General features: G+C 37.3%; 7 protein-coding genes. All 7 read right to left on the bottom strand.

Annotated features, from left to right (window positions below; genetic code table 11):
* Window positions 1-750: 750 nt before the first annotated feature.
* Entirely contained in the window at window positions 751-1935 is a 1185-nt protein-coding gene (locus tag H9648_RS17995) for a GIY-YIG nuclease family protein (RefSeq protein WP_191755179.1), read from the bottom strand.
* Between the two features lie 15 nt (window positions 1936-1950).
* On the bottom strand, window positions 1951-4020 hold the full coding sequence (locus tag H9648_RS17990) for a DEAD/DEAH box helicase (RefSeq protein WP_191755178.1): 2070 nt from the start codon (window positions 4018-4020) through the stop codon (window positions 1951-1953).
* Window positions 4021-6786, bottom strand: coding sequence for a class I SAM-dependent DNA methyltransferase (locus tag H9648_RS17985; RefSeq protein ID WP_191755177.1), 2766 nt, complete (start codon window positions 6784-6786; stop codon window positions 4021-4023). It abuts the gene before it with no gap.
* 139 nt (window positions 6787-6925) lie between these two features.
* Window positions 6926-10753 (bottom strand): hypothetical protein, encoded by a 3828-nt coding sequence (locus H9648_RS17980; RefSeq protein ID WP_191755176.1) that lies wholly within the window; start codon window positions 10751-10753, stop codon window positions 6926-6928.
* A gap of 310 nt (window positions 10754-11063) precedes the next feature.
* Entirely contained in the window at window positions 11064-12935 is a 1872-nt protein-coding gene (locus H9648_RS17975) for a TnsD family Tn7-like transposition protein (protein ID WP_191755175.1), read from the bottom strand.
* 47 nt (window positions 12936-12982) lie between these two features.
* Window positions 12983-14230 carry a TnsD family Tn7-like transposition protein gene (locus tag H9648_RS17970; RefSeq protein WP_191755174.1) on the bottom strand — a complete coding sequence of 416 codons (1248 nt, stop codon included), beginning with the start codon at window positions 14228-14230 and terminating at the stop codon, window positions 12983-12985.
* A gap of 20 nt (window positions 14231-14250) precedes the next feature.
* The gene (locus H9648_RS17965; RefSeq protein WP_191755173.1) at window positions 14251-14928 is read right to left on the bottom strand and encodes a TniQ family protein; all 678 of its coding nucleotides are present in this window, start codon (window positions 14926-14928) and stop codon (window positions 14251-14253) included.
* Window positions 14929-14932: the final 4 nt, after the last annotated feature.

The following is a 14932-nucleotide window of genomic DNA, read 5'->3' as shown; positions in this document are numbered from 1 at the left end:
ATTCAATATATTGTACAAGAAGTATATTAGGATTAATTAGATTCGAATACGAGTTATATTTTCAATAAAACTCCCCACAAAGTATATATTTTATATAGAACCTTCCATAAATAAACCCTAGAGGAACACAATAAAGAAACTTTTTGAACATATAAAAGTCTAAAAGGATCTATCCTACCAATCAATGCAGTACAGAATATGTCTCTAGTAAGTTTCTAGCATAATATGGACCTAACACTGTGAGATTATTACTATCATCACCTGCTAGTTCCCATAACCTATTTTCCATATTTTGAACGTTATGAAAAAAAAACTTGATATAAATCCCTTATGGATTCGTATATTGTATAGTCACCACATACTATGTTTGCTAAATTATTTCTTTCCAAATACCATATTCCCCCATCTTCTTTTATCTAATAATACCACGATGAAATATGAAGAAAAATAAAAATTCTTTTTTAAGTTATGATTGGTAACGGCCATTGTGCTTGTCATAATGTATGTGGGCGAAACTACGTATACTTTGCCAAGTAAATGACAAGTTGAAGAAGTTCAGGTATTAAACACAGAATACTTTTTGCGAAATAATTGCCAGGTACATAAACAAAAAAGAGAGCTACAATTAGCCCTCTTAGTAAAATACACAATAAAAAAATATCATTTAAATGATGTTTTCGCTGAGTGATAATATACCTTGAACAGAACACAAAATATCGTCCATACCACATTTCATCATCTTACCCATCTCTATTGAGCAATGCTGACCAAACAAGCGGTCTTGGGATCATAGACTACATTGGTAATTGAACCATCTCGAATACGACACACAGCTTCGTCTATCACATGCAGTGGCACGAGGAACCACTCCTTTGGCCGTACAGGACGTCCAAAGCGATCATGTATGGTGAGATCGAGCTGAGCTGGTGCAAATATACGGTGGAATATACTTTCCAGTTTAGTGCGGTTGATGCCGGCTAATTTGTAGCTGGCAATGACTTCAACATCTGCTAGCAGGTAGGTGGCAGCGTGCGCCGCATTCGCGATTCGAGTTTCAACTTTGCCGCCTGTAACCCCGATTTTGTGAATTAGTTTGCGGTGCTCCGCAACAAAGGGGTGATCGGACATGCTGCGAAGGACATAGATCGTACCACTTTCGACATCGTCTTCATCCAAGGTTTCGCTAAACAATGGCCCCAAATCAGGCTCGGTCAAACGACGCCCAGCCTCGTCTTTGTACAACGCACGTTGCAAAGACCTAAGCAGGAGATTACTTTCGGTACCGTTGGAGTAGATGACTCTAAGTCGCGCATCAGGATGTCCATTCGGTGCTTTGAACTCATCACCTTTCTCAGCAACATAGACAAGTTGACCGCCCAAAATAAAGAAATTACCTTCATTGACACTTGCATCGTTGCTAAACGGCCGCGTTTGCCGAATACCAGAATTGATTTCTCGTTCAGTTAGCTCAAACAACGATCGGAAGCGATCGAAGTCCTCACACTTCTCTCGCTTGGCGATTTCCTCTGCAGCCTGAATTTCGACATGGGAACGGACATGGCGAAGTTCTGTAATGCTGGAATGACCAGCGTTGCCTACAAGTTCGGCAAGCAAGTCATCGTCATCCAACGATTTCAATGGGTCGACATGGTCAATTACTGCTTTATTCAGTATGCCTTGGTAATCGAGTGACGCAAGAAGAACCTGGCATTCCTCCTGCTCAAGTATGCGACCAAGCCGCACAGCGAAGAGCCTCTCAAAAACGTCACTATCTTCACCCTGCTGTGGAGTACGGCCATAACGCTCGACAAATCGCTGGATTTCCTCAAACCCAGTGATAATACGTTCCTCACGTGGCGAGTAAGAGCTTTTCTTTGCTATCTCCTGCTCCACACCAAGCGCATTCAGTAGTTCATCATCAGAAAGCTTAGGCAATTTTTTTCACCTCCACTACCTTTCTGTAGCCTTTTGCTGCTCGCGATAGCGTTTCAAGGTTGCGACACCTTCAGCCATGCGCTTTTCCCACGGATCTTGCGCATTTATGTCAGGCAGTCGACCGCGTTCCTTCTTAAATTGCAAAGCTCGTTCAGCTAACGCTCTTGCCTCTTCGTAGGGAATGCTTACACGCTTAGCCGCAATTGCAGCAGCAACCTGTTTAAGACTGTCCTCACTTATTGCTTTCGCAAGAATTGCATAGGCCTCGCTGAAAGGATTGATGCGGTCGATGAGATCGATGTCTAGTTCACGAACATCCATCACAAATTTGCGCAATCCATCGATTAGTGCAGTGTTGGCACCCGGTTTACTATTGTCCCCATCGCCCCCAAGCGTAGTTCGTTTGGCCTGTTGTGTTAGGTTGAGGGCAGCGATGGCGTGCTGACGTACCGATTCCTGGTCCTCTATGTCGAGCTCAGGATACCTTTCCTTAATAATCTTACCCATACGAACCTGAGTCAACTCTTCCGGCACCATTTCATAGTCAAACAAGCCACGTTCGATGGTGGTCTTGTCCTGAACAAATGTCGCGATCACTTCGTTCAGGTCCTCTCTACAAATACGCACGGCCTCCTCGCTTTTGGGCTCAGAGAGACCCTTTATCTCGATCTGCAACTGCCCCGTTTCATGGTTGAAACCTACATTACACTTTCCTGTATCATAACCGCCGTCCCCATAATCGAAACCTTGCACAGGACCACTCGCTGGATTCTTAGGCTTAAACTCTAAACGAGGAGCAAGCACCTGTTCCATCAGCAAGCTGGCAGCAATTGCCTTCAATGTATCGTTCACGGCCTCGGTCACTGCCTGCTCAGAGGCGTCTAGTTCGGCAATCAGGTTAGTGAAGCGTGCACGGGTTTTGCCTGGTGCGTCGCGGGTCGCGCGACCGATAATTTGCACGATTTCGGTGAGACTGGATCTATAGCCAACCGTCAGTGCATGCTCACACCAAATCCAGTCAAAACCTTCCTTCGCCATTCCGAGGGCGATAATGATATCAACATGCTCGCGGTTGTTTTTATGGGCAGGGTCTTTCAGCGCCGCAGACACCCGGTCCCGCTTAGCTGGGTCATCATCCACAAGGTCGGCTATACGGAGTATTCGACCACCTGGCGTTTTGATTAACTGGAAACCGGTAGCTGGATCGGTCCCTTGCCATTCGCCAAGTTCTTCAATGATGTGTTCGACCTCTCGAATCTTGTCCTTCGTGCTCTCGCGGGAATTTACATTTGGAATATGGATGATGGTTTTTTCGACCGGATCGAGCACCTTGAGTATGTCATCGGTGTATGAACCGGAGTAGAAGAAGTATCCAATATCGAGCTGTTTCAAATAATCGTAGCCATTGAGTTGCTCGTAATAGGTATATGTGACAGTATCGAACTTTGACTCATCCTGCGGAGCTAGCACTGCCTCAGCATCGCCTCGGAAGTAAGAACCGGTCATCGCGACGATATGTACACGATCACGGGTGATGAACTGCCCTAAATGTATACCTAGTTTATTGTCCGGGTTGGACGAAACGTGGTGGAACTCGTCGACCGCAATCAGCCTGTCATCGAACGCTTCCACCCCAAATTTATCAACAGCAAACCGGAAGGTAGCGTGGGTACAGACCAAAACCTTATCGTCGCTTTTGAGGAACGCGCCAACCGAATTAACCTTTCCGCCATTATCCCCGCCAGGCGCATTACATAGGTTCCATTTAGGCTCTACACTCCAATCTGCCCAAAAGCCAAATTGGCTTAACGATTCGTCGTTGAAGCTCGAACCGATTGACTTTTCCGGCACTACAATAATCGCCTGCTTTACCCCTTGATTCTGAAGTTTGTCAAGGGCGATGAACATTAGCGCCCGACTTTTGCCGGATGCAGGAGGTGACTTGATAAGTAGATACTTCTCACCGCGTCGCTCATATGCGCGTTCCTGCATCTGTCGCATACCAAGCTCATTGGCCTTGGTCGAACTTCCGTTACGGGTGTAGGTTACTGAAACGGAAGGGATCAATTTATTCCCTTTATTCATTTATTTACCTCCCTTTCCCTTACTTGATAGGTTTTGTTGTAGTGTCATTTTGGTGTAAATCTGGAACAACTTTTCCATCCGTTCGGTATCGTTGTGAAAACGACGGCCGATATAGATACGCTCTAACACTTCATCGTTACGCTCGTGTGCCTCACGTAGTTCAGCAGGCATGTTTTCATAGAGTTCTGCAATAGTCGCCGGAAAGTGCGCCTCGCGTGCCAATAAAATGCCCTCGGCACAACGCGTAAGATCTGCCTTGTTTTTCTCGGTTAGCGTTGGAACAGGAAAGGTATTCCATCCAAGTGTGTTTGAATAACGGAAACGGGTTTCATGCTTGCCACAGATTGTTGCAATCCACACCCAGTGGAGACGGGAAGTAATCAACGCCATGTTCCATAAAGGCGCATCGTAGAGGGCGAATGCTTGGTTTGTCGTAACTGCCTCAGATCTCTTTATGTCGGTCGGAATATATTCCCTCCGCTCAGACGATACAGTTGGCACTAAAATCAAATGGTCTTTTGCGACATTCCGATCCCTATATTGATGCGAACGTATCGCGAGCTTGTTCAAAGAAGTATCTCTGCTTTTCAATCGAGTGTTTCGTACGGCTTCAACTCGGTTAGCGACCATAGGCTCACTTATGGCTAAATCCAACATATCATCGTCAATCCAAAGACAGAATCTACTCAAACCTTTGATAAATTCCTGCGCTCCAAAAATTGGCCGAATAATAGCCTTGAGATCGGGTCGCTGAGCGATAAGTTTGGATGCTTCTAACGAGCTAAGAGTCAAATGATTCCCATCCCCAGGATAATTCCCATAGTTCATATCAGCTATATTTGAAATCGGGCTAGATAGCTTGTACACTATTATATTTCGGCCAGCAACCAAGTATGGATTGATGTTTTCTACCTCTTTTACAATCGCATCATTTCCTTCTGAAATTGAAAACAATTTCCGCGTCTTTGAGGGGTGGTTTGAAATACCTATGACTACAACAGTGACTCCCGCATTATGGCTAGCAAGATTTGTCCATTTGAAGCTCGTGTGAGCAAAAACTATTTCGTGTCCTGTTTCGAGAATAAGAGGCCAGAGAATCGGCACATGCTGGCCCTGACATATAGAATTAGTAGTTACAAATGCACTGACAGCATTGGTTTGCGTTCCGTAGTCCGCTGCCTTCATGAGCCAACCGGTAACATAATCAAGTGACTTCCAACCTCTTACACGGTTGTCAAATATGTGTTTTAAATCCTCTTTTTGTTCTGGTAATTGCTCGCGTGCGCCCTTATAAGGTGGATTCCCACAAATATAAGTCTCTCCTCCCTCGTTATCAAAGTCGACCTCCGCCTGGTCAAGCGGCGTGTGAAACAGGTCATCAGCGAGGAGCTTCACATCTGTTCCAGTTGGTGGACAGATACTAAGCCAGTCCATTCGCAAGGCATTACCGCAGGTAATCCAGTTGTCAGTTGAGAGTGGCAAAAATTCGGATAGAGCTAGTGTCATTCCACGATAAAGCACGTCACACTGAAACTCTGCAATAATGAGGGCAAGGCGTGCAATTTCGGCCGAGAAGTGACGTAGTTCAATGCCGCGAAAATTGGTCAGTGGTATGTCACTCTTAAGCCCATCTTCACCTCGTCGCTCGTTAATGATGTTTTCAATCTCTCGCATCTGCTTGTATGCGATGACGAGAAAATTGCCTGAGCCACACGCAGGATCAAAAACCCTTATCCTAGATAAGCGCTTGCGCAGGTTGAGCAACATACGAGGATTGTCACCCGCTGCATCAAGCTGCGCTCTTAAATCATCCAAGAATAGTGGATTTAATACTTTTAGGATATTCGGCACGCTCGTGTAGTGCATACCGAGAGCACCACGTTCCTCATCATCCGCCACAGCCTGAATCATGGAACCAAAGATGTCGGGATTTATCTTAGTCCAGTCCAAATTACCGATGTGCATCAGGTAGGAACGCGCTATCTTGCTGAATATTGGAACATCTATACTACCCGAGAAGAGTCCTCCATTCACATAAGGGAACGCATCAGCCCAGCGTGGTAATTCTGCATTTTTACGATCAAAAATCTTCGTATTCATAGCGCGGAAGATTTCACTAATAACTTCATGCATGTTTGAGGCATCGCGGGTACTCATCTTCTCGATAGTGTCGGAAAACAGACCCGGCTCTCTGAAAATTCCAGTGTCCTCGGCAAAAAAACAGAAGATCAGCCGCGACATGAAATGGTTCATCTCGTGACGTCTTTCTGCTGTACCCCATTGCGGATTGCCTTTTAACAACTCGACATAGAGTCGATTTAACCGGCTCGTGGCTCTTATGTCAAAAGAACTATCGCGAACCTGCTTGACTGTAGTAATCCCGGCAAGCGGCAAGAAAAAACCAAAATGATCTGGGAAATCGTGATATTCACAGACAATCTTTTCGCCGGACTCCAGCTCTTCGGCTTCAAAGTCTACTCCGTCAGTAGCGAGTATATAGCGCGCCTTCGCCCTAGACGTTGCTCTGCTTTCTTTTAGAGCAACAAGTGTATTAGTAACTTCGCCAGTTTTTGCTACCACGATATGGATGTTGTTCGTCTGTAAAATCCCCCCCAGGTCAGACTTATTTGATTCGCCAGACCGTAGACGCTTAATTGTCGTCTCCTTGTTCCCAAATGCTTTCAAGAAGGCGAACGGAAAATCCACCTTGTCAAAAGGTTGAATCGCCAAATCTGAGACTGCTGCTTCGATTTCAACTGGATTCATTTACATGTTCCCCCCCGCTTTAGATTCTGTAGCCGGCATGAAGACACATTCACTTCTTTGCGGCGAAGTAAACTCCAATCCAGCAATAACCAACTATTAAAAATATGATTTATTTAATTTTCAATCACATAGCGTACAATTATTTATCTTTTAAATAGGTTAGTACCTCTGGTGCTATTTCAAGATTGAACCCCTTATTAATCACAAGGAGAATCTCTTTAAAAGTTGTTTCCTCGTTCTGAAGTAACTCTTTAAATTCCTCATCAATTATATTAGTATTAGAAAAACATTCTCTATCTTTTACATACCTCTGTATCCAATACTCTTTATAGTAATTGTTAATTATCTTTTCTTTTGCAATGGAATTTCTTTTAAATGCTTGTTCAATCCACAAAATTGATTTAAAGTGTAAATCTAGTGCCTGTTCAGGTGTACAATGGAAAGCAACTGTTATATAGGATATTCCTTTTAAAATTGTATCATATTGTTCATCAACATTTGAGAAACGAGCCATTATTTCCATCGGATTACTTGAAGTTGCAATAATCAAATTAAATAAATCCGCTATACCTCTCCATAGTTGAGAATATTTTTTATTATTACTATACTTTTCTGTAGCTTTGACAACTTCATTTACTAATGATTTTGCTTTAATTGGATCACGCATAACTTGCTTACAAACATAAAGCATGATTGGTACAATGCTACTTTCTACCGCGGTCAAGTAAGCGATATTTTTTTCATCTTCATTGGTTCCTAAAATCTTTTCTTCATTGATATCTTCAACTAAATAATTTAGGCTATTTTTTTCTTTTAAAAAACTTGCCCGAAGAAGCATATGTGCTTCAAATGCTACATCTATTGCTTCAAATACGTTATCTTCAAGTATTAGATAAGGTGATAGGTAGCACAAGTGAACTGCAGAAATACTATTCTTCACACGAGACTCTTTTATCATCTCATAGCCTTTATACAGCCATTTTCTTGCATGTTTATAATGTTTTATATTATCTGCATAAAAGAAAAGTAGAGTCGCTAAATGGACATCTTTCCCTTGATTAAAAATTGCTTCTAGTTGCTTATTTTCCGATAAAAACATTCCTCTATAAGGCTCTGTATAAACCCCTTCGTCTGAGACTCCTTTTGTAACCTCCCCATTACTTACCATCGAGGAATAATAACCAGTGACATGTCCTAACACGGTCATAACGCACTTCCAAGATGCGTCTCTATTATCACTATTTAATAAAATTTCAGCCGCACTTTGTAAAGGTTCAAACGCTTCTTTTATTTTCCCCTCCATCCAAAGGCTCATAGAATATTCGCCATATATCTTTGCTTTTTGCGAGTCTATGATATGGTTTGTTTTTTCAGCAATTACTATTGCTTTTTCTAAGAGTTTATTCGCTCTTCTACTATCCTTTAATCCAACGCATTTGGACATTTCCAATAATGCATCTATACGTTCAAGTGGATAATATTCAGTATTAATAGTTAAGACTTCCTCGAAATAATGTAATGCTTTTTCAAAGTAATTCTTGAATACAAACTGTTTACCTATTATTGAATGAATTAAGAACTTTTCTGCATTTGAAAGGTTATACCCAGACAGAAAAGCATGAGCTAGCTGCTCTGCATCATCTATTTTGTCTAAATACTCAGCTAACACAACTATTCTTGCTCTTGCTATACACACTTTTAATAATTGAAAGTTCTTCTCTTCTGATACTTGCTCCAATATATTAAAATGGTTAATTACTTCATCCCAGTTTCTTTCCTCTTTCTTTTTGTTATGCTCATTTAACCAGATCCGATTTGCAATTGCTAAACAACAATCATGAGTAAGTTCACTTTTTATGGCCCTTTTAACTTGGTCATGCGTTAAAGAATTAAGCATATCAATCCATGCATCTATCTCAATAGCACTATTTAATGAATGAGAAAGAAGCCAGATCATTTCTTCAGGAACAATATCTACACCTGTTAATTCATATAACCTATTATCATACGTTGTTAATGCTTCTTTCATATACTTAATTGATTGTATCCTATCTAATTTTAAAAAATGAATAGCAAGTAAAAAGCATGCAAATGTTCTTGTCATGCTGTTCTCTTCCTGATATACCGTATGAAAAAGTAAATTCTCTAATTCGTTAAAGAGATAATCAACATTTTCTCCTAAATTTCTATTCACCATTACTTGTTTTACCCTAAGCAGAACTTTTAAGTTATAATCAATTTCATTTGGTAAAGAAGTATTTTTCCATATTAACGTTATTCCCCATGGATCTTTGTCAATTTCTAATTCTTCCATCCTAACTAATGCATTGAGTAAGACAACAACAGCGTTATTATAATCTTTTGCATTCAATAAATGTGTAATCAACTTTATAACTTCCAGCGGATTGAGCGATTTGTTAGCTGCTATTAATTTAGCAATAATTCTATGAACTTCCATTTTGACATTTTCACTTACATTTAGTTCTCCAATTTTAGTAACCAAGGGAGAAACGGTATAGTTTTTATTATCTTTTGTAATCCAATAACCCAAGAGTTTATTAAATTTTTCAAAGGGGGAATTTATCACAGGTTCAACTTTTGAAATTTCTTGTAGATATTGGTTATTAAATTTATCATTAATTAATGTTAAACGATATAGTAATTGCTTCGCTTCATGATCATTAATATTTTCTATTAATAGATTTTGAATTTCAGTTATTAATTCATCTAAATAAAACCCCTGCTGTAAATTATGAAAAACATCGAGATCCACTTTCCAATTTTCCATGGACAAATATTCTGCAATTGCACTTACAATCATAGGGTTATTCTTTGAAAGTACAGCTATCCAAGTAGCTAATTTGTCTAGATTTTGATTAGGTGCACCTTTTAGGTGTAACAATTCTTGAATTTCCTCGTTATTAAAAGGTGGTATCCTTTCAGATTTAATTAGACTTGGTCCTAACTGTTGTTTCATTTTTTGGCCTATTTCATAAGCTCCAGCTGTTACAAGTTTAACCTTATTTTTTTTACATAATTTTGCTATTCTGATGAACAAATTACTAAGTGTGCTTTTCGTTGTAAAGTTAGGCAAATCATCAATTATAATTATGTCGTTACAATCCATTTTGGCTATTGATTTTTCATACCATGTGTCATTGATGTAGTTCGGTTTAACATTTGTATAAGTAGCTAATGAAGTATTAATTATTGGGATTGCTTGTTCCTGGGTAAGCTCTTTTAAACTAATCCAAACAGTACCCTTAAACCTTTTGGATAGGTGCAATAACAATTGGGTCTTTCCAGATCCAACCTCGCCTTTTATGTGAAACCAAGTTTTATCATCCATATCTTTTATCAAAGAATCAATAGTTCTATACCTGTCCACACCGTTTATTACGATTTGTGGTGGTTCCATACTTCCCATATTTAACGTTTGATTACTCAATGCAATATCGAAGCCAATAGCATCCTTGAATTTGTTTAACGTTTTGTTTAATGTTTCAGCAAAATAAGATCTTAGATTTAAATTGTTCAGATCAATTTTTTGTTTAATTTCTTGATGTCCTTTTTTTGTTTCCTGTATAAAAGCTTTATCTGATAGTATTTTATCTAAATAATAATCCTGGTGCATTTCCACATTTAGTATATTGATAAAATCAATAACCGCTTCTTTTGTTGGATTATCATATCCATCAAAACTTCTAAAATCAATATCATCAACATTAATATTGTCAGTGCTATAAAAAAGAGATTTAACTACGGTATCTATATTTTTTTGACGTTCTAAAAAACTATTCAATTCATTTCCAAACTGATCGCCGTATTTTTTATAAAATTTGGTTTTTGCTTTATCATAAGCCTCTTGGACTTTTCCTATAAGTAATTCATCGTTCTTAAATAGAGCATCATAACTAAGATTTGTAAAAATACCTGTTGCAATACTTAATGCTATACTTTCTAACATTTTATACCCCCTTAAATAGAATTTTTTTTGTATATAGTGTGATAGTTTTGTTTTTATTGTAATTTAATTTCCATAACGAAGGAAGAACTAGGAAAATTAAACGTTGTCACCTAATAAAGTTTTGTGCATACTGATGAGATCTTACAACATACTAAAATAAAAAAGTACCTAGATTCATATAGAATTAAGGTACTTTCTTGTTTTCGATTCAATACTCTTTATATTTATTCGACGAGCTAAACCCAACAATAATTTCCTATAATTTTCTCCTTAACGCTTATTTCTATAATAATACCAAGCTCCTCTACTATTAATTCATACCATATATTTCTCTAATAATTACACGCTTTAGTTTTACTGCATTCTTTTTTTTCAGTCCTGTTGCTCTAATCACTTGCCATTCTTTGATTGAAGGATTTGTTTTTCTCATTTCCCGCACAACATTTCTTATTCTTCTTTCTTGAAATTGTTCAGTAGTTTCTAAACTTTGATTAACCACTTTTAATGTCATAGGAAGGTTATAGCAATTTTTATAAAGTGACGACAATATCCCTAATCTCCTACCAATTTCATTTTTTGTTACTTTAATTAAAGGTTTTTTTTCTTTTAGGATGTTACTTACAATAGATTCCACCCTCGCTACCATATCTGCATCTCTTTTTTTCCAATTTACTTTTAATACCGAGTTATTTCTATTACCTTTTTGGATAGTAGGAGAATTTATTTTAAGCCATTCTTTATCATTTCGATACAACCACATATAGACCTTCTGGTTTTGTAAACGTATATCTTTAATGGTTTCCTCTTCATTAATTATCATCATTTTAATCCATTGATTCCTGTAATTTTGCTTTTTCTCTTCTTTTTCTTTTTCAAAAGAATTATTGCTCTGTTTATGCTCCACTTTTATGGTTAACTTCTTCTTTATAGTCATAGGATCCACCCCAAGTAAATCAGCCATTTTTCGTAAGGATAATCCCTTTAATGCTAACTCTACTAACTTATCTTCCCATACAATCCCAAACTCCTTTTTCCTACCGATTTTGTACTGGTCATTAAATGTTTTATCTGGTCCTCTTCTAGAGAAAACAAATCCACACGAACACGAAAAGGTGCCAATAGGATGACCAGATTTATAATCTCTTGTGATTACACATGAAGTTACGATAGGTTGATGAAAATGGTCTGCAGCTTTATTTAGGCAAATCCACGGTCCATCTCCAAAAGGTTTATATGATTTGGTATCGATTTGAATAACCATTGATGCGATAGTTTCTCCTAGAAATCCTAAAAACAAAATATGTCTTAAGGGATGACAACTTACCCGAGGCTTTCTAAGTAACTTATGTATCCATGTATCACTTTTATTAGGATAAATATAACTGTCTAGAGTTTCTAACAACTGTTTTCCATAATAAGCATTAAATTTGGGAATCAACTTCTCCCATCGAATTCTACCTCCTAAAGTTACTAATTGTCGTTTATTCAGTTTAGATGTGTAAAAGTTTTTTAAGTTCTCCAAACCAAGTGGCTTAAAACTCCGGTTAAGCAAGTGCTCCGTTTGTTCGGCTACATATAAAAAATGCTTAAACTCTGTCTTAAGGTTGATATCTATACTGCTTAAATCAGCTTCCCTTATGCTATCTTCTAAAGATATAAACTCATGCTTATGCTTTCTTTCAGTAAATGGTATTAATGACTCAACAAGCCAGGTTTTATGAATAGGGCAAACTTTAACACCCTCTATCTGATGGCTTCTATGCCAGTAGCATTCACCTTTGGTTTGTTTTTCTTCATCAACACAAGATAGACAATACTTTAGTTTTTTTTCATTTTTAACAGTACTTGCAGTTCTCCCAGATTTCATAAATATATTTTTTCCGTCTTCGTTTTTCATAGTTTCTCTGAGTTTACTTGCACGATCATTGGCTAAAAAAGGGGAATAGTAAGGAAGCAGGGTATGGTTGTTTATAATGTAATCAGTAGAATATGCATTGGGGGATGGGAGTTTTTCACATAGATTCTTTAGATTTGTAGGAAATATGGTTGATGCGCAAGTTGAAGACGAATTAAAAATTTCCAACATAAAGTCTTTTTTGTTTTCATCACCAGAATATTTAAAATATCTTGCTAATGCACTAAATAGCAATTCATCTTTGTATAGGTTAGGAAAGAAAATCATAACTACTTCTCCATTCTTTTTCCATCCATTATTTACATTTTATTTTATTACCATTCTGAAAAACCCCTTTCTAATAAATAATTTTTAATTTTCTTTTGTGTTTCAGGATTACAATTACTATAGTTAGTAGAATAATTCTCTAAGCTTTTCAGTGTTATATTCTTTCGCCCTTTTTTTAACAAGCTAGCAATAACAAAAGGTAACCTCCTAATGAGATATTCATTCATTGTTTCAATGTTTACATTTAACATTTCTGTACTTAATGGAAGACGTATAGGATTAGAGTTGTTTAGTCGGTACATTTCTAGCTTAGAAAGTTTATTTAGGATCGTTGTTTTTTTAATCTGTCGTGGGCAAGTCTTATATAATTCCTTACTAACTTCTTGAATTTTTATTGTTAATTGCTCATCAAAGAGTTTTAAGTTTTCACGTACTTTTTTATTAGTTTCTTTTGGGGGCAAGGCTGATTCTAACCATTCTAAATCATTCATTCTCAGCCATTGGTAAACATATGGAACTTTTTTTCTCAAGTTAAATCTACTTATATATTCACAAGAATTAAGGATGTTAATAATCATATTACGAAATTCTTCTTTTTTATAATCTGACTCATTAGTACTAGAAGATTCTAAATGCGCTTGAATAATTTGCATTGCAGCATATTTATTTTTTCCATTCAAAATATTGGAATTCCCAACAATTCTTTTCAAGTTATTTCTTACCCCAAATTCTGAACACTCTAGTTTTTTGGCTATTTCATATGAAGAATCCCCATTTAGATATAATTGCAACGCTCGATTAATCCACTTCCTTCCCATTGTTTTAATCATTACTTTTTCCTTATTATCCTTATTGGGATGCCATCTTTTCACATAAATTTGTTCACAAAGGGGACATTCAAATTCTGCTGATACTACTATACCACCGGAGATTTTAGACCTGCGTTTATTTTTACTTATCGTATAATCATTAAATCCATCACATATTTTATTAAAGCATTTCCAAGGCCCTTTCCCGAAAGGTATTGGGTTTGCAATATTAATATTGTATTTCAAGAAATTTTCTTGTGAACGAAATAAATAAAGAATTAATAAACAATAAAAAATAATATTACGGTTAAGTTCCTTTTCCTTACTTAGTACACGGGGCAAATACGATTTATGTTTAATTTGTTCGGGATTTACTGAAATCGCTTCTAATTGCAGGTTACCATACTCGGAAATAATTGACGAAATCAACTCCTTTTTTAAAATTCTCCCTTTATATTGAATAAAGTTTTTTTTCCATAATCCCATAAGGATTTTATGAGTTATTTTTACTGAATTAAAATACGATATTGTTCATTAAAAAAACAAAAAAGATTAAATACATCAATTTTTAATTTCTCAGATTCACCAACCGAAATGGATATATAATCATTTGTTTGATCGTGGCCATTTTTACAACTCGGACGTCTTTTTAACCCAGTATAGGATAAATTGGTTAAGTCCGTATGACAACAACTACATTCATCAATTAACTGTACATTATGCCTATGACAATAGTTCATAAAGTTTATTTGGTGTTTTCTATGAATAAATGATTCACCATATAACTCAGAATCCTCCTTTAAACACAATGGACAGTAACGAATTGTGGGTGAAAATAAATTATTGGTTCCGTTAACAGACATGTAAAATGAGTTTTCACTCCCAAATTTAATAGCTTCTGTAAGCTCTTTCCTCTTTTCATCATTCATGAAAGCAAAAATCAAACCATACCACGTATGGTTTGAAATAAAGTAATCTAGACTATATGTATGACCAATTGGTAAATTCCTTAAAAAAGTTATTAGTTTGGTTGGAAATACCGAGTACTTCCCAGATTTTTTTTCAAATAAATCTATATTAGTTTCTGTCAGTGTCCTGTTAGAAGATCTAATATGATAACGATAAACCAAACTCCTGAAGTCTTCATCAGGATAAGGTTCTGGAAAAGACGTTAATGGTGTCATTTTT

The organism is Fictibacillus norfolkensis (genome assembly GCF_014836645.1).
GTDB classification, from domain to species: Bacteria; Bacillota; Bacilli; order Bacillales; family Fictibacillaceae; genus Fictibacillus; species Fictibacillus norfolkensis.
The sequence above is the reverse complement of the archived record's forward strand: the minus strand, read 5'-3'. Positions and strand labels throughout refer to the sequence as shown.